The organism is Pseudomonas sp. A125 (genome assembly GCF_055409485.1).
Window position 1 is genome coordinate 1 of sequence record NZ_JBUZVP010000012.1, and the last position, 16,051, is coordinate 16,051.

A 16,051-nucleotide genomic window follows, 5' to 3' on the forward strand; every position below is an offset into this window, starting at 1 on the left:
AACAACTTCAACCACTTGCGCTTCCGATCTCTCGTTAGCGGGAGGCGAATTCTACAGCGTTACACGCTGCTGTCAACACCTCTTTTTCTCCGCTTTCGACCGAGAAGATCGAAACGTTAATAGAGCCAAACAACACTGCCCTACCAACTCCTTCTGGGCTTCGATGATCTGAAGCAGCTCGCTGTCGAAACCTACATAACTCTTTGTTTACCAAGGAGTTTTCCGTTTCGACTGCGCCGGAAGTGGGGCGAATTATAGGCTTTCAGAATCTGCCGTCAACGCCTTTTTTCATATTTCTGTCATATCAGTCAAAAAGCCCCAAAAACGCGAAAGCCGGCCCCAAGGGGCCGGCTTTCTGCCTTACTTACAAACTAGGAAAGGCAAACTGCGACGCTTCATGGCTGGCCCGTTGTGGCCAGCGCTGGGTAATCGCCTTGCGACGCGTGTAGAAACGCACCCCATCCGGCCCATAAGCATGCAAGTCGCCAAACAGCGAACGCTTCCAGCCACCAAAGCTGTGATACGCCACCGGCACCGGCAGCGGCACGTTGACGCCGACCATGCCTACTTCAATCTCGTCACAGAACAACCGCGCCGCTTCACCGTCCCGGGTGAAGATACAGGTACCGTTGCCGTACTCGTGATCGTTGATCAACTGCATGGCCGCTTCCAGGCTATTCACCCGAACCACGCACAGCACCGGCCCGAAGATCTCTTCTTTATAGATGCGCATCTCAGGCGTCACGCGATCAAACAGGCAGCCGCCCAGGAAGAAGCCCTCTTCGTGACCGGCAACACTCAAGCCACGACCATCGACCACCAGCTCGGCCCCCGAAGAAACACCGTCTTCAATATAGCCACTGACCTTGTCCCGCGCCTGGCCGGAAACCAACGGCCCCATGTCCAGCCCACAGGACGTGCCCGCACCAATCTTCAGCGCCTTGATCTGCGGCACCAGCTTGGCGATCAACGCATCCGCCACTTGGTCGCCGACACACACCGCAACAGAGATCGCCATGCAGCGCTCACCGCACGAGCCATACGCCGCGCCCATCAAGGCACTGACCGCATTATCCAGATCCGCATCCGGCATCAGCACCGCATGGTTCTTCGCCCCACCCAACGCCTGTACACGCTTGCCGCGCTTGGTGGCTTCGGAATAGATGTACTCGGCAATCGGCGTCGAACCCACAAAGCTCAACGCCTTGACTTCAGGCGCTTCGATCAGCGCATCCACCGCGCTCTTATCGCCATGCACCACACTCATCACGCCTTTGGGCAGACCGGCTTCCAGCAGCAGCTGCGCAATCAGCAACGTAGAGCTAGGGTCACGCTCCGACGGTTTGAGGATGAAGCAGTTACCGCAGACGATAGCCAGCGGATACATCCACAACGGCACCATGGCCGGAAAGTTGAATGGCGTAATACCGGCCACCACACCCAGCGGTTGGAAATCAGACCAGGCATCAATGTTCGGGCCGACGTTACGGCTGTATTCACCCTTGAGGATTTCCGGCGCCGAACACGCGTACTCGACGTTCTCGATCCCGCGCTTCAGCTCGCCGGCAGCATCTTCAAGCGTCTTGCCATGCTCTTCGCTGATCAGTTGGGCAATGCGCGCTTCGTTCTGCTCCAGCAGTACCTTGAAACGGAACATCACCTGGGCACGCTTGGCCGGCGGCGTGTTGCGCCATGCCGGGAATGCCGCCTTGGCCGAGTCGATGGCGCTTTGAATCGTTTCACGGCTGGCCAACGGTACTTGGTGAATCACCTGGCCAGTCGACGGGTTGTACACGTCGGCCGTGCGACCGTTCTCGGTCACCAGTTGGCCGTTGATCAAATGTTGGATGAGGCTCATGCAGGGCTCCTGAAAAGTTGTTCTATATAGAAGGAGAAATCAGTCGATCTTGTTCAGCACTTCGCCGACCGCATCGAACAAGCGATCCAGGTCCTGCGGCTTGCTGTTGAAGGTTGGCCCGAACTGCAGAGTGTCGCCGCCAAAGCGCACGTAGAAGCCGGCTTTCCACAGGGCCATACCTGCTTCGAACGGACGCACAATCGCATCACCATCACGTGGGGCGATCTGGATCGCACCGGCCAGGCCATAGTTACGAATATCGATCACGTTCTTGCTGCCCTTCAAGCCATGCAGCGCGTTCTCGAAATGCGGTGCGACTTCGGCCACGCTCTGCACCAGGTTTTCCTTCTGCAGCAGGTCAAGTGCCGCCAGGCCCGCCGCGCAGGCCACCGGGTGAGCCGAGTAGGTGTAGCCGTGTGGGAATTCCACTGCGTACTCAGGCGTCGCCTGGTTCATGAACGTCTGATAAATCTCGGTACTGGCAATCACCGCGCCCATCGGGATCGCGCCGTTAGTGACTTGCTTGGCAATGCACATCAGGTCCGGAGTCACACCGAAGCTGTCGGCGCCAAACATCGAGCCGGTACGACCGAAGCCGGTGATCACTTCGTCGAACACCAACAGAATGTTGTGCTGATCGCAGATCTCACGCAGGCGCTTCAGGTAACCCTGCGGCGGCACCAGCACGCCAGCGGAACCCGCCATCGGTTCAACAAACACTGCAGCGATGTTCGACGCATCGTGCAACTCGATCAGCTTGAGCAGCTCATCCGCCAGGGCAATACCGCCCAGCTCCGGCATGCCACGGGAGAACGCATTGCTCGCCAACAAGGTGTGAGGCAGATGGTCAACATCCATCAGGCCCTGGCCAAACAGCTTACGGTTACCGTTCACACCGCCCAGGCTGGTACCGGCGATGTTCACACCGTGATAACCACGGGCACGGCCGATCATTTTGGTCTTGGTGGCCTGGCCCTTCAGGCGCCAGTACGCACGCACCATTTTCACCGCGGTATCGGCGCACTCGGAGCCGGAGTCGGTGAAGAACACGTGGTTCAGGTTGCCCGGGGTCAGGTCAGTAATCTTTTCTGCCAACTGGAACGACAAAGGATGACCGTATTGGAAGCCTGGCGAGTAGTCCAACGTGCCCAATTGCTTGGCGACCGCCTCCTGGATTTCCTTGCGGGTGTGCCCGGCGCCGCAGGTCCACAGACCCGACAGCGAGTCATACACCTTGCGCCCCTTGTCATCGGTCAACCAGCTGCCTTCGGCCGCCACGATCAGGCGCGGGTCACGGTGGAAGTTACGGTTGGCGGTGTACGGCATCCAGTGCGCGTCCAGCTTCAATTGGCTGGCCAGGGTGGACGGAGCGTTTTCGGGCATGTTCATCAGCAAAACCTCGCAAGGCAAAAGGCAGCGTAGGGATTTGAAAAAGCGTTGTTGCAGCTAAATTGCCACGGGGATAAAGTCGGTGAAATCCAACTCTTCTAACCTTCAGTCAGGCCTTCACTAAACTATGAGCAGCCGTCGACCCGACCCACTGGCCCAAGTCAGCGACTTCGATATCCGCCTGTTGCGCATCTTTCGCAGCGTGGTGGAATGCGGCGGCTTCTCGGCGGCGGAAACCGTACTGGGCATTGGTCGCTCGGCCATCAGCCAGCAGATGAGTGACCTGGAGCAGCGCCTTGGCCTGCGCCTGTGCCAACGCGGGCGGGCGGGGTTTTCCCTGACCGAGGAAGGACGCGAGGTGTATCAGTCGGCGCTGCAGTTACTCAGCGCCCTGGAAAGTTTTCGCACCGAGGTCAACGGCCTGCACCAGCATTTGCGCGGTGAGCTGATCATTGGCCTCACCGACAACCTCGTCACCCTGCCCCACATGCGTATTACCCACGCCTTGGCACAGTTGAAGGAGCGCGGCCCGGACGTACAAATCCAGATCCGCATGATCGCCCCCAATGAAGTCGAACAAGGCGTGCTCGATGGCCGCCTCCATGTGGGTGTAGTCCCGCAGGCCAGCGCCTTGTCGGGCCTTGAGTACCAGCCGCTGTACAGCGAGCGCTCGCTGCTCTATTGCGCCGTCGGCCATCCGCTGTTTTATGCCGACGACAAACAACTGGACGACGAGCGCATCAACAGCCAGGACGCCATCGCCCCCACCTTCCGCCTGCCCGCCGATATTCAGGCGCATTACCAGGCACTCAACTGCACCGCCAGCGCTTCGGACCGCGAAGGCATGGCCTTCCTGATCCTGACCGGCCGCTACATCGGCTACCTGCCCGACCACTACGCCAGCCTATGGGTACAACAAGGCCGACTGCGTGCGCTGAAACCGGCCACACGTTTTTACGATTTAAGCCTCGCTTCGGTCACGCGCAAGGGCCGTCGCCCTCATTTGGTGCTGGAAAGCTTCCTCGAGAGTCTGGCCGCAACGCGCTAGCACGGGCCTCACATAAAAACCTGAGCAACTGGACAGCTTTTTGCAAGGCAAGGGAATCTCGAACCATCAGCCATGAGTTCCCAACGCCATGCCGCCAGAATCCTCCAGCCCCAGCGACCTGATCTACGGCCTCAACGACCGCCCTAAACCACTGCCCGCATTGCTTGCTGCGTTGCAGCATGTATTGGCCGCCTTTGTCGGCATCATCACCCCGCCATTGATCATCGGCTCCACCCTGGGCCTGACCGCTTACCTGCCCTACCTGATCAGCATGGCATTGATGGTTTCGGGTGTAGGCACCTTCATCCAGGCGCGCAGGCCGTTTGGGATTGGCGCCGGGATGATCTGCCTGCAAGGCACCAGCTTTGCGTTCCTCGGCGCGGTATTGTCGGCGGGGTTTCTGGTCAAGCAACGCGGCGGCAGCCCGGAAGACATTCTGGCGATGATTTTCGGCATTTGCTTCTTCGGCGCTGCGGTGCAGGTGGTGTTGAGCCGTTTCATCGGCCAGCTCAAAAGGGTGATCACACCGCTGGTGACCGGCATCGTCATCACCTTGATTGGCATCAGCCTGATCAAAGTCGGCATCACTGACCTGGGCGGCGGCTTCAACGCCCCGGACTTTGGCGCCCCGACCAACCTGGCACTCGGTGTGTTCGTGGTACTGACGATCATCCTGCTCAACCGCTCGAACACCCCGTGGGTACGTCTATCCGCCATCATCATTGGCCTGGCATTGGGCAGCCTCGCCGCCTGGTTCAGCGGCAAACTCGTCCCCCAAGCCCTGCCCGACTTGCCATTGATCAGCCTGCCTACGCCGTTCCACTTCGGTTTCAACTTTGACTGGAGCGCGTTCCTGCCAGTAGCGCTGATTTATCTGATCAGCACCATTGAAACAGTCGGCGACCTCACCGCCAATTGCATGATCGCCCGCCAGCCCATCAGTGGCCCGTCCTATATAAGCCGGCTCAAGGGCGGCGTGCTGGGAGACGGCATCAGTTGCATGATCGCCGCCACCTTCAGCGCCTTTCCCAACACCACCTTTGCCCAGAACAACGGCGTGATCCAACTGACCGGCGTCGCCAGCCGTTATGTCGGCCTATACATCGGCGTAGTGCTGTTTTGCCTCGGACTGTTTCCGTTGATTGGTGCGGTGCTGCAACAAATTCCCAAACCGGTACTGGGCGGCGCAACCCTGGTGATGTTCGGCAGCGTAGCCGCCGCCGGCGTGCGCATCCTCGCCCAGGCCCCGCTGGACCGACGCAGCATGCTGATCATCGCCACCTCGTTTGGCGTCGGCCTCGGGATCGCCGCCCAGCCGAACCTGCTGCACTTGATGCCAACGCTGGTGCAGAACCTGTTCGACTCCGCCATCACCAGCGGCGGCCTGACCGCCATTGTGTTGTGCCTGTTGCTGCCTGAACCCAAGGCCACCGCGGATGCCGCAAACCGGGCCCCGGAAAGCGACACTCTGGAACCACTTTGAGGGTTTTATCGTATCGGGACTTGTCTGGGGCTTGAGGGTGGGTTATCTGTGCACACGTCGTATTCATCGATCTGCACGGAAACCTCCATGAGCCTCGAAGTTCCTGCCCACAGCAACCACGCCGGAAAACCTGCAAGCCGCATTCGGCAAAAGAACGAACAAGCGATTTTGCAGGCCGCCGAAGACGAGTTCGCCCGTCATGGCTACAAAGGCACCAGCATGAACACCATCGCGGCGAGTGCCGGGTTGCCGAAAGCCAACTTGCATTACTACTTCACCAACAAGCTGGGCCTGTACATTGCCGTACTCAGCAACATCCTCGAACTGTGGGACAGCACCTTCAACACCCTGACCGCCGAGGATGACCCGGCCGCAGCGCTGACCCGCTATATCCGCACCAAGATGGAATTTTCCCGGCGCCAGCCGCAAGCCTCGCGGATCTTCGCGATGGAAATCATCAGCGGCGGTGAATGCCTGACCGAATATTTCAGCCAGGACTACCGCGCCTGGTTCAGCGGCCGTGCGGCGGTGTTCCAGGCCTGGATCGACGCCGGCAAAATGGACCCCATCGACCCCGTACACCTGATCTTTTTACTGTGGGGCAGCACCCAGCATTACGCTGACTTCGCCACACAGATCTGCCGCGTGACCGGCCGCACCAAGCTGACCAAGCAGGACATGGAAGACGCCGGCACCAACCTTATCCACATCATTCTCAAAGGCTGCGGCATCAAGCCCGCCCTCTAAACGAAGTTACCCATGCCTTTCACGCTTACCGGCCTTTGCGAGTTTCGCGAAGAAATTCGCAAAAGCCGCTTCATTACCCTCGCCGCCCCCATCGCCAGCCCCCAGGACGCCCAGGCCTTTATTGACCAGCACAGCGACCTGAACGCCACGCACAACTGCTGGGCCTGGAAACTTGGCGATCAATACCGCAGCAATGATGACGGCGAGCCCGGCGGCACGGCCGGGCGACCGATCCTGGCCGCGATCGAAGCGCAGGATTGCGATCAGGTCGTGGTGCTGGTGATCCGCTGGTACGGTGGCATTCAACTGGGCACCGGCGGCCTGGCGCGCGCTTATGGCGGCGGCGCCAACAAATGCCTGCAAGCTGCCGAACGCGTCGAGCTGATCAAACGCGTGCCGCTGAGTTGCTCCTGTGGTTTTGCCGAGTTGCAGTTGGTGAAACTGCGAGTGGCCGAACTGGGCGGATTGGTGATGGAAGAAACCTTCACCGCCAATGGCGTCGACCTGCAACTGGCCCTCGGCGAAGCCTGTATCGACACCCTGCAAACCCAGCTCGCCGACCTGAGCCGCGGGCGTATCCTGCTGCAGCGTTGAAACTGCCCACATCTACTGTGCACCTGCCTGTGGATAACCTGAGCACACTCGCCTGTAACCCTTCTGTCACAAGGGTTCGAGGCGGTTGTTCAGTTTTTGTTCAGCTCGCCACACTAAAGTATTGATCCAGCTCAAAAACAGTCAGTCAGGCGGGTTATGTCCTTTAGAACAAAGGGCCACAGCGCTTATACCCACCGATTGCGCTTGCGCACAATTACTGTGGAGCAACCTGTGGATAACCCGTGCAAGAGTGAGCCGGCGGCAGAGCCCGCAACGCCCGGGCGCAACTGAGCGTTTTTTGATCAACTAGCTGCCCGGCGCACCGGCATCAACTGCGCCACCGCCCACAGCACCTCAAACACCACCACAATCACCAATACCGTACTGGCGCCGTGGGCCAGCGCGTAAATCTGCCAGGTGGCAAACAGCACTCGGCCGGCGGCGTCATAGCGACCAAAGATCGCTTGAGGATCGCGGATTCGCAGCACCGACCACACACAAACGATCGAGCCCATCAGGTTGGCCATCAACATATGCACAGGTGCGAACGACGGCAGTTCGCCGGGCAGATTCAACGCCACCAAGGCGTTATGCAGCAGAACAAAGGTCCAGGGGGTGACCAGCGCCGCGGTGACGATCAAATCGTACCAACCGCTGGCCCGAACCAGTTGACGGTATTGGTGTGCAGTCCACATGGCAGCAAGCTCCTTCAATTCAAGAAGCCAGCAACGTAAAGCCTGGAGTATGCTCCAAGGTCAAGCCCCTTCGAGCCCTCTGCATGCGTATCGGCGAATTAGCCCAGGCCAGCCAGGTCAGCCGCGACACCCTGCGCTTCTACGAGCAACGCGGGTTGATTGCCGCGCAACGCAGTGCCAACGGTTACCGCGACTACCCCGACGACATGGTGCAGTTGGTGCTGTACATCAAGACCGCCCAGCGCCTGGGCTTCAGCCTGGGTGAAATTGGCAACAGCGTCGGCGCATTATGGCAAGCGCCAGACCCCGACACCGCCGTCACTCAACTGTTGCAAGACAAGCTCAACCTGATCGAAACCCGCATCGCCGAACTCGATCAACTGCGCCAGGAGTTGCAGCAAAGGCTCGGCCAGCGTTGTCCACTGAACCCGTGAACCTCCATCGTCAAAGGAAGCCATTCATGTCCACTTCAAAAACCGCACTGATTATCGGCGCCTCCCGGGGCTTGGGCCTTGGCCTGGCCAAGCAACTGCTGGCGGACGGCTGGGAGGTGACCGCCACCGTGCGCGACCCACAAAAGGCCGATGCCTTGAAGGCCCTGGGCCCGGTGCAGATCGAAAAGCTCGACATGGATGACCAACAGGCCGTGATCGCCCTGAGCCAGCGGCTCAAGGAAAAAACCTTCGACCTGCTGTTCGTCAACGCCGGTGTCAAAGGCCCCGCCAACCAGGAACCCGGCCACGCCACGCTGGCTGAAGTCGGCCAACTGTTTTTCACCAACGCCGTGGCGCCCATCAATTTGGCCCAGCGTTTTGTCGGGCAGATCCGCCCGGACACCGGCGTGCTGGCCTTCATGAGCTCGATCCTGGGCAGCGTCACCATCCCCGACGGCTCGGACCTGGCCTTGTACAAAGCCAGCAAGGCCGCCCTCAACTCCATGACCAACAGTTTCGTCACTCAACTGGGCGACCAGAAACTGACCGTGCTGTCGTTGCACCCGGGCTGGGTAAAAACCGACATGGGCGGCGAAAACGCGCAAATCGACGTGCCCACCAGCGTCCGCGGCCTGGTCGACCAAGTGAATGCCTACAGTGGTAAGGGCGGCCATCACTTTGTGGACTACAAGGGCGAGACCATCGCCTGGTAAAAAACCGCGATCGTTATCGGCCGATTGCCGTCGATAACGATCCACCCGTACACTGCGCACCTCGCCCTCCCCGGCGACCCTGGATCAGCAGACAGGGCAACACTGAGCTGGCAAACCTGAACCCATCATTCAGAGGAGCCGGCCAATGCCTGCGACCCGTATCTGGTTAAAAAACCCCCTCGCGATTTTCACTGCCAATGGCCTCGACGCCCGTGGTGGCCTGGTGCTGCAAGACGGTGTGATCACCGAAGTGCTGGGCTGGGGCCGAGAACCTGCCGTGCCCTGCGCAAATATTTTCGATGCGCGCCAGCATGTGGTGCTTCCGGGGCTGATCAACACCCACCATCACTTCTATCAAACCCTGACCCGCGCCTGGGCGCCGGTGGTTAACCAGCCGTTATTCCCGTGGCTCAAGACCCTGTACCCGGTCTGGGCGCGACTGACCCCGGAAAAACTCGCCCTCGCGTCTAAAGTCGCCCTCGCGGAATTGCTGCTCTCAGGCTGCACCACCGCAGCGGATCACCACTACCTGTTCCCGGAAGGCCTTGAAAACGCGATCGACATACAAGTCGACAGCGTGCGCGAACTGGGCATGCGCGCCATGCTAACCCGCGGCTCCATGAGCCTGGGCGAGGCCGACGGCGGGCTGCCACCGCAGCAAACCGTGCAACAAGGCGAAGTAATTCTGGAAGACAGCCGCCGCCTGATCCGCCAGTACCACGAGCGCGGCGACGGCGCGCAAATCCAGATCGCCCTGGCGCCGTGCTCACCGTTTTCCGTGACCCCGGAAATCATGGAAGCCAGCGCCGAACTGGCCAACCACCTCGACGTGCGCCTGCATACCCATCTGGCAGAAACCCTCGACGAAGAAGACTTCTGCCTGCAACGCTTCGGCCTGCGCACCGTGGATTACCTCGACAGCGTCGGCTGGCTCGGCCCGCGCACGTGGCTGGCCCATGGCATTCACTTCAACCCGGAAGAAATCACACGCCTCGGCGCCGCCGGCACCGGAGTCTGCCATTGCCCGAGCTCCAACATGCGCCTGGCTTCCGGGATATGCCCAACGCTGGACCTGCTCGCCGCCGGTGCACCGATTGGCCTGGGCGTGGACGGTTCGGCGTCCAATGATGCCTCGAACATGATCCTGGAAACGCGCCAGGCCCTGTACATCCAGCGCCTGCGGTACGGGGCAGAGAAGATCACCCCGGAACGGGTGCTGGGTTGGGCTACCAAAGGTTCGGCGCAGTTACTGGGCCGCAGCGATATCGGCGAACTGGCCGTAGGTAAACAGGCCGACCTGGCGCTGTTCAAGCTTGATGAGCTGCGCTTCTCCGGCAGCCACGACCCGATCTCGGCACTGCTGCTGTGCGGCGCCGACCGGGCCGACCGGGTAATGGTCGGTGGCAAATGGCGGGTGATCGACGGGCAGGTCGAAGGCCTGGATCTGAAAGGCTTGATCGCCGATCACAGCCAGGCGGCACGTGCGCTGATAAGCGGGATTTAAGCCAAGCCCAGATCAAATGTGGGAGCCGGGCTTGCCCGCGATGCAGGCGCCTCGGTCTTTCAGTCGCGCCGAGGTGATGCTATCGCAGGCAAGCCAGCTCCCACATTTGATCAGCGGTGTACCCAAAATTGGTTACAGTCCAAGCAGCGACAGCATGATAAATGTCGCAAACAACACAAAATGGGTCATTCCTTCGATGGCGTTGGTTTCGCCATCGTTGAGGTTGATCGCGCTGACAATCAACGTGATAAACACCATCACGGTTTGCACCGGCGTCATCGCCATCTGAAACGGTTGGCCGGTGTACAAGGCCATGGCTTCCATCACCGGCACCGTCAGAATCACCGTCGACAGCGACGCACCCAGCGCAATGTTCACCACTGACTGCATGCGGTTGGCCAGCGCCGCGCGCAACGCGGTCAAAATCTCCGGGGCGGCGGAAATCGCGGCCACGATGATCGCGGTGATCACCGGCGGAGCGCCGGTGCCTTCCAGGCCGAGGTCGAGGGTCTTGGACATCACCTCGGCCAACGCGCCAATCACAACCACACCAAACACCAGGGTGGCGATGGAGAACGCCAGGTTGATCGGCGGCGATTCTTCTTCTGGCTGTTTCTTGCGACGTTTTTCCGGGTAGCTATAGCTGAAGAAATAACTGTGGGGCCCAACCTGCATCCGCAGGAACAGGGTGTAGAGCACCACCATCGCGCCGATGGTGAAGGCCGAGTAAATTTTCCAGTCGGCTTCGGGGATAAATTCCGGCACCACCATCGACACACCCATGGCGGTAAGGATCATCACGCTGTAGGTCCTTGCCGAATCATCGTTGTAGGACTGCTCGCCATGCTTGATCCCGCCCATCAGCGCAGCCAGGCCGAGGATGCCGTTGATGTCGAGCATTACCGCAGAGTAAATGGTGTCGCGCACCAGGGTCGGTGACGGTTCGTTACTCATCATGATCGCCAGAATCACCACCTCCACCAGCACCGCGGCGAGGGTCAGGATCATGGTGCCGTAGGGGTCGCCGACCTTTTCCGCCAATTGCTCGGCATGGTGCGCCACGCGCATCGAGGCCACGACGATAAAGCCGATCAGCGCAATGCCGCCCAGCAGCGCCACCATCTGCCCGCTGTGCAGCATCCAGTGCTCCAGCGGGTAGGCGGCGATGGCGGCAATCAGCGCCAACAGCATGAATTTTTCTTGCTTGATAGAGGTGAGCATTGCAGGCCTTTTATACGCGGCAAATCAGTCATTGATGGGGTACAGACTGCACCGCGCAGCTAACGTTTCGTTACACCTTAGTTCACGTACCGCTTGCACGACGCCTGCGGATACTCACCGCTTGGTCAGGTTTTGCCGATTATTTCGGCGTGCGCCTGTAGAATGCCGCCATTGCACCTGATGAGAATTTATAAATGTACGATTGGCTCAACGCCCTGCCCAAGGCTGAATTGCACCTGCACCTGGAAGGCTCGCTGGAGCCTGAACTGCTGTTCGCCCTGGCCGAACGCAACAAAATCGCGCTGCCCTGGAACGACGTCGAAACCCTGCGCAAGGCTTACGCCTTCAACAACCTGCAAGAGTTTCTCGACCTCTACTACAAGGGCGCCGATGTACTGCGCACCTCACAGGACTTCTACGACCTGACCTGGGCCTACCTGCTGCGCTGCAAGGCGCAGAACGTGATCCACACCGAACCGTTCTTCGACCCGCAAACCCACACCGACCGTGGCGTGCCGTTCGAAGTAGTGCTCAATGGCATCGCTGCCGCCTTGAAAGACGGCGAGCAGCAACTGGGCATCACCAGCGGTTTGATCCTGAGCTTCCTGCGCCACCTGAGCCAGGAGGAAGCCGAGAAAACCCTCGACCAGGCGCTGCCGTTCCGTGACGCGTTTGTTGCCGTGGGGCTGGACAGTTCGGAGATGGGCCACCCGCCGAGCAAGTTCCAGCGCGTGTTCGATCGTGCCCGTCATGAAGGCTTCCTGACCGTCGCCCACGCCGGCGAAGAAGGCCCACCGGAGTACATCTGGGAAGCCATCGACCTGCTGAAGATCCAGCGTATCGACCATGGCGTGCGTGCCATTGAAGACGAACGCCTGATGCAACGGATCATCGACGAGCAGATCCCACTGACAGTGTGCCCGCTGTCCAACACCAAGCTGTGCGTGTTCGACGACATGTCCCAGCACAACATCCTAGACATGCTTGAGCGTGGCGTTAAGGTGACGGTGAACTCGGATGACCCGGCGTACTTCGGCGGCTATGTCACCGAGAACTTCCATGCGCTGTACACCTCCCTGGGCATGACCCAGGACCAGGCCAAACGCCTGGCGCAAAACAGCCTGGACGCACGGTTGGTCAAGCCTTAATCACCGGTTGCAGCAAGCCGGGCAATTTCCAGTTGCCCGGTTTCACTGACCTGCAACGCCTGGGACTCATTGATCACACTGACCCAGCTCGACTGCATGCACAGCTGCAACAGCGCGGCCCCCAACGCACCGCCCAGGTGCGGCTGCTGTTCGCTCCAGTCAAAACAATCGCACACGATCGGCCGAGCCAGTGCCTGGGTGAAGATCCCCAGCCCTGCGAATTTGCGCGCACCAAAGGGCGTCACTTCCGTGCGTTGCTCCGGGCGCTCCAACCACCCGGCCGCCATCATCCGTTGATATAACCCCGCCGCCAGTTCGCCACCTAAATGCCCATGACAAAGCCTGGCCCGCCGTAATGCGGCAGGCGCAATCAATGACTGGGAATGGGTAGGCGTGCTGCGGGCGACGCTGGCCATGGTGGTGCAGGCCAGGGCATCCACGGCGGCCGCTACGTCGGCGGCGGCCACCCGAAAGAAGCGTTTGCCGCTACGGGCTTCGACGCGCAGCAGGCCACCGGCCGTCAATCGCGTCAGATGAGCATTCGCCGAGGCCGCTGACAACCCGGCAAGTGCTGCCAGTTCATTGGAAGGTTTGGCCGAGCCGTCCATCAACGCCCACACCATCGCGGTACGTTTCGGGTCGGCCAGCAAGGTGGCGATCTGGCTGATACAAGGTGCCTGTTCCATGTGCTCATTCACTCCCTGTTGAATCATTCGTCTGCTGCGGTTGGCGCAAAAGTATAAGCGTGAAAACGCCCGGTTCCGTGCCGTCTTACAGCGCAACCAAGGACAGGGGCTGAAGGAAATTTCCCGATATTCCCGGGGTTATGGTGTAGAGGTTGATCGCTCCGGCAACTGCGCAGTCAATGTCGCACAACGGGCGACGAGCATTTCCCGCAGCAGATTGATCGGTTTGCTCAACTGCGCGCGATGAGCGCACAACAGGTTGAGCGGCGTACGCTCGCCCCGCAGCTCCGGCAGAATCAGACGCAGGCGGCCCGCCAGCACATCGGAGCTGACATCCAGCCAGGACTTGTAGGCAATACCCACCCCGGCCACCGCCCAGCGTCGCACCACATCGGCGTCGTCACTGAAGCGGTCGCCGGTCACTGTCAGGCTGACGTCACGTTTGCCGTCGTTGAAGCCCCAATGGTCGTGCACCCGGCTGCCGAGCATGTACAGCAGGCAATTGTGCTGGGTCAGTTGCTCCAGATGACGAGGTTCGCCATGCCGCGCCAGGTAGCTGGGAGCGGCGCAGAGCACGCGGTAGTTGTCCGGGGCGATGGGCAGCGCGATCAGGCTGGAGTCTTCGGGTTCGCCATAGCGCAGGGCGATGTCCACCGGCTGGCGGAACAGGTCGGCAATCCGGTCGCCCAACAGCAGGCGCACGCTCAGGCCGGGGTAGTCACGCTGAAACTCATCCAGCCAGGGCAGCAACTGGTTGCGGCCAAAGTCCGACGGTGCCGACAGTTGCAACACCCCGCTGACCTGATCCTGGCCACTGGCCAATAACCGCCGGCCTTCATCCAGGCTGCTCAAGGCGGCCCGCGCGTACTCCAGGAAGCCTTCACCCTCGGCCGTCAGGCGCAGGCTGCGGGTGGAGCGCGCCAACAGCCGCGCGCCCAGTTGCTGCTCGATGCGCTTCAACGCCGCGCTGGCCACCGCCGCCGACATGTCCATGACCCGCGCCGCCGCCGATAGGCTGCCCAGGTCTGCCGCACGCACAAACAACTGCAAGTCATCAAAGCGCAGCACGCTGACCGCCTATTATCAAAAAAATATTGAAAGAGACTGCTCTTTTAGCGGGTTTTATCTTGCAGAGAAATAGCCAATCATCTGTCCATCCCGTTCATCACGTGTCTGGAGTCGAATATGTCCGCTGCCTTTAACGTCATCGCCACACTGATCGCCAAGCCCGGCCAACAAGCCACCCTGGAAACCCTGCTGCGCGAGCTGCTGGAACCGACTCGCGTCGAAGCCGGCTGCCAGCAGTACGACCTGCACCAGGACCTGCAACACCCCGAGACCTTCTACATGCTCGAACGCTGGAGTGACGACGATGCCCTGGCCGACCACGACCAGAGCGCCCACATCCAGAATTTCCGCGCCAAGGCTGCCGACGTGATCGAGCATTTCGACCTCAAGCGCCTGAAGTTTCTTGCCTGACCCCTGAACCCTTTTTGGAAACCATCATGAAAGCCATCGCCTACTACGCTGCATTGCCCATCAACGATCCAAAATCCCTGCAAGATATCGAACTGCCAGAAGCGGTCGCCGGGCCCCGCGACCTGCTGGTAGAAGTCAAAGCCATCTCGGTGAACCCGGTCGACACCAAGGTGCGCCAGAACGTCGCCCCGGAAAACGGTGCAGCCAAAGTGCTGGGCTGGGATGTGGCCGGTGTGGTCAAGGCCGTGGGCAGCGAAGTCAGCCTGTTCAAGGTCGGCGACAAGGTATTTTACGCCGGCTCCCTGATACGCCCCGGTGGCAACAGCGAACTGCACACCGTGGATGAGCGCATCGTCGGCCATATGCCAAAAACCCTGGGCTTCGCCGATGCTGCAGCACTGCCACTGACTGCCATCACCGCCTGGGAACTGCTGTTCGAACGCCTGCAAGTGCGCGAAGGCAAGACCGATGAAGGCCAGAGCCTGCTGATCGTCGGTGCGTCCGGCGGTGTGGGATCGATCCTGACCCAACTGGCGAAACAGCTCACCGGCCTGAAAGTAATCGGCACCGCCTCCCGCCCTGAAACCCAAGCGTGGGCCAAGGACCTGGGCGCCGACCTGGTGATCGACCACAGCAAACCGTTGAGCGATGAGTTGAAAAACGCCGGCCATCCGCAGGTGAACTATGTCGCCAGCCTGACCCAGACCGACCAGCACCTGGACCAACTGGTGGAAGCACTGATTCCCCAGGGCAAACTGGCGCTGATCGATGACCCCAAGACGCTGGACGTGAGCAAACTCAAGCGCAAGAGCCTGTCGCTGCACTGGGAGTTCATGTACACCCGCTCGATGTTCGAAACCAGCGACATGATCGAACAGCACAACCTGCTCAATCGCGTGGCCGAACTGATCGATGCCGGCACCCTGAAAACCACAGTGGGCGAGCACTTTGGCGTGATCAACGCCGCCAACCTGCGCCGTGCCCACGAGCTGCTGGAGAGCGGCAAGGCCAAGGGCAAGATCGTGCTGGAAGGGTTCTAACCAGGGGTTCTG

Annotated in this window: 16 protein-coding genes; 10 read left to right on the forward strand and 6 right to left on the reverse strand. The window is 60.3% G+C overall.

Annotation, left to right across the window (positions count from 1 at the left end):
* Window positions 1-364: 364 nt before the first annotated feature.
* Window positions 365-1,858, reverse strand: a complete 1,494-nt coding sequence (locus ACZRN6_RS17490; RefSeq protein ID WP_464008389.1) for a CoA-acylating methylmalonate-semialdehyde dehydrogenase — start codon at window positions 1,856-1,858, stop codon at window positions 365-367.
* Window positions 1,859-1,897: 39 nt separating this feature from the next.
* Entirely contained in the window at window positions 1,898-3,247 is a 1,350-nt protein-coding gene (gene aptA / locus ACZRN6_RS17495) for an omega-aminotransferase AptA (protein WP_088424674.1), read from the reverse strand.
* A 127-nt stretch (window positions 3,248-3,374) separates the two neighbouring features.
* On the opposite strand from aptA, the gene ACZRN6_RS17500 reads away from it, so the two are divergent.
* The 4 genes from ACZRN6_RS17500 to ACZRN6_RS17515 all read left to right on the forward strand — a co-directional run bounded on the left by ACZRN6_RS17500 (window position 3,375) and on the right by ACZRN6_RS17515 (window position 7,119).
* Window positions 3,375-4,295: a LysR family transcriptional regulator gene (locus ACZRN6_RS17500; RefSeq protein WP_010174131.1), complete on the forward strand. Its 921-nt coding sequence runs from the start codon at window positions 3,375-3,377 to the stop codon at window positions 4,293-4,295.
* Window positions 4,296-4,383: 88 nt separating this feature from the next.
* Complete coding sequence (locus ACZRN6_RS17505; protein WP_322143107.1) at window positions 4,384-5,778, forward strand: uracil-xanthine permease family protein; 1,395 nt, start codon at window positions 4,384-4,386, stop codon at window positions 5,776-5,778.
* An 87-nt stretch (window positions 5,779-5,865) separates the two neighbouring features.
* Entirely contained in the window at window positions 5,866-6,525 is a 660-nt protein-coding gene (locus ACZRN6_RS17510; RefSeq protein WP_003211175.1) for a TetR/AcrR family transcriptional regulator, read from the forward strand.
* A 12-nt stretch (window positions 6,526-6,537) separates the two neighbouring features.
* A complete protein-coding gene (locus tag ACZRN6_RS17515) occupies window positions 6,538-7,119 on the forward strand; it encodes an IMPACT family protein (RefSeq protein WP_322143106.1) in 582 nt (193 codons plus the stop codon).
* Between the two features lie 302 nt (window positions 7,120-7,421).
* Here ACZRN6_RS17515 and ACZRN6_RS17520 read toward each other — a convergent pair whose 3' ends face one another.
* Window positions 7,422-7,814, reverse strand: coding sequence for a hypothetical protein (locus ACZRN6_RS17520; RefSeq protein ID WP_322143105.1), 393 nt, complete (start codon window positions 7,812-7,814; stop codon window positions 7,422-7,424).
* Between the two features lie 83 nt (window positions 7,815-7,897).
* Here ACZRN6_RS17520 and ACZRN6_RS17525 point away from each other — a divergent pair, with 83 nt between their 5' ends.
* The 3 genes from ACZRN6_RS17525 to ACZRN6_RS17535 all read left to right on the forward strand — a co-directional run bounded on the left by ACZRN6_RS17525 (window position 7,898) and on the right by ACZRN6_RS17535 (window position 10,465).
* Window positions 7,898-8,248, forward strand: coding sequence for a MerR family transcriptional regulator (locus tag ACZRN6_RS17525; RefSeq protein WP_322143104.1), 351 nt, complete (start codon window positions 7,898-7,900; stop codon window positions 8,246-8,248).
* A 26-nt stretch (window positions 8,249-8,274) separates the two neighbouring features.
* Entirely contained in the window at window positions 8,275-8,961 is a 687-nt protein-coding gene (locus ACZRN6_RS17530) for an SDR family oxidoreductase (RefSeq protein WP_322143103.1), read from the forward strand.
* Between the two features lie 145 nt (window positions 8,962-9,106).
* On the forward strand, window positions 9,107-10,465 hold the full coding sequence (locus tag ACZRN6_RS17535) for an 8-oxoguanine deaminase (RefSeq protein WP_322143102.1): 1,359 nt from the start codon (window positions 9,107-9,109) through the stop codon (window positions 10,463-10,465).
* 132 nt (window positions 10,466-10,597) lie between these two features.
* On the opposite strand, the gene ACZRN6_RS17540 is transcribed toward ACZRN6_RS17535, so the two are convergent.
* Complete coding sequence (locus tag ACZRN6_RS17540; RefSeq protein ID WP_322143101.1) at window positions 10,598-11,686, reverse strand: calcium:cation antiporter; 1,089 nt, start codon at window positions 11,684-11,686, stop codon at window positions 10,598-10,600.
* A 194-nt stretch (window positions 11,687-11,880) separates the two neighbouring features.
* Between ACZRN6_RS17540 and ACZRN6_RS17545 the strand changes: the two genes are divergently transcribed.
* Window positions 11,881-12,834: an adenosine deaminase gene (locus ACZRN6_RS17545; RefSeq protein ID WP_088424684.1), complete on the forward strand. Its 954-nt coding sequence runs from the start codon at window positions 11,881-11,883 to the stop codon at window positions 12,832-12,834.
* Here ACZRN6_RS17545 and ACZRN6_RS17550 read toward each other — a convergent pair.
* Entirely contained in the window at window positions 12,831-13,520 is a 690-nt protein-coding gene (locus tag ACZRN6_RS17550) for a helix-turn-helix transcriptional regulator (RefSeq protein ID WP_322143100.1), read from the reverse strand. The two genes, ACZRN6_RS17545 and ACZRN6_RS17550, sit on opposite strands and share 4 nt — an antisense overlap.
* Window positions 13,521-13,658: 138 nt before the next feature.
* On the reverse strand, window positions 13,659-14,588 hold the full coding sequence (locus ACZRN6_RS17555) for a LysR family transcriptional regulator (protein WP_322143099.1): 930 nt from the start codon (window positions 14,586-14,588) through the stop codon (window positions 13,659-13,661).
* A 117-nt stretch (window positions 14,589-14,705) separates the two neighbouring features.
* On the opposite strand from ACZRN6_RS17555, the gene ACZRN6_RS17560 reads away from it, so the two are divergent.
* Both ACZRN6_RS17560 and ACZRN6_RS17565 read left to right on the forward strand, forming a co-directional pair.
* Window positions 14,706-14,999, forward strand: a complete 294-nt coding sequence (locus ACZRN6_RS17560) for a putative quinol monooxygenase (RefSeq protein ID WP_322143098.1) — start codon at window positions 14,706-14,708, stop codon at window positions 14,997-14,999.
* Between the two features lie 26 nt (window positions 15,000-15,025).
* Entirely contained in the window at window positions 15,026-16,039 is a 1,014-nt protein-coding gene (locus ACZRN6_RS17565; RefSeq protein ID WP_464008390.1) for a zinc-binding alcohol dehydrogenase family protein, read from the forward strand.
* Window positions 16,040-16,051: the final 12 nt, after the last annotated feature.

Coding starts and splice junctions, on each gene's coding strand:
- ACZRN6_RS17565 (WP_464008390.1), top strand. CDS start 15,026: ATGAAAGCCATCGCCTACTACGCTGCATTGCCCATCAACGATCCAAAA.
- ACZRN6_RS17515 (WP_322143106.1), top strand. CDS start 6,538: ATGCCTTTCACGCTTACCGGCCTTTGCGAGTTTCGCGAAGAAATTCGC.
- ACZRN6_RS17520 (WP_322143105.1), bottom strand. CDS start 7,814: ATGTGGACTGCACACCAATACCGTCAACTGGTTCGGGCCAGCGGTTGG.
- ACZRN6_RS17560 (WP_322143098.1), top strand. CDS start 14,706: ATGTCCGCTGCCTTTAACGTCATCGCCACACTGATCGCCAAGCCCGGC.
- aptA (WP_088424674.1), bottom strand. CDS start 3,247: ATGAACATGCCCGAAAACGCTCCGTCCACCCTGGCCAGCCAATTGAAG.
- ACZRN6_RS17500 (WP_010174131.1), top strand. CDS start 3,375: ATGAGCAGCCGTCGACCCGACCCACTGGCCCAAGTCAGCGACTTCGAT.
- ACZRN6_RS17530 (WP_322143103.1), top strand. CDS start 8,275: ATGTCCACTTCAAAAACCGCACTGATTATCGGCGCCTCCCGGGGCTTG.
- ACZRN6_RS17505 (WP_322143107.1), top strand. CDS start 4,384: ATGCCGCCAGAATCCTCCAGCCCCAGCGACCTGATCTACGGCCTCAAC.
- ACZRN6_RS17540 (WP_322143101.1), bottom strand. CDS start 11,686: ATGCTCACCTCTATCAAGCAAGAAAAATTCATGCTGTTGGCGCTGATT.
- ACZRN6_RS17510 (WP_003211175.1), top strand. CDS start 5,866: ATGAGCCTCGAAGTTCCTGCCCACAGCAACCACGCCGGAAAACCTGCA.
- ACZRN6_RS17535 (WP_322143102.1), top strand. CDS start 9,107: ATGCCTGCGACCCGTATCTGGTTAAAAAACCCCCTCGCGATTTTCACT.
- ACZRN6_RS17550 (WP_322143100.1), bottom strand. CDS start 13,520: ATGGAACAGGCACCTTGTATCAGCCAGATCGCCACCTTGCTGGCCGAC.
- ACZRN6_RS17525 (WP_322143104.1), top strand. CDS start 7,898: ATGCGTATCGGCGAATTAGCCCAGGCCAGCCAGGTCAGCCGCGACACC.
- ACZRN6_RS17545 (WP_088424684.1), top strand. CDS start 11,881: ATGTACGATTGGCTCAACGCCCTGCCCAAGGCTGAATTGCACCTGCAC.
- ACZRN6_RS17490 (WP_464008389.1), bottom strand. CDS start 1,858: ATGAGCCTCATCCAACATTTGATCAACGGCCAACTGGTGACCGAGAAC.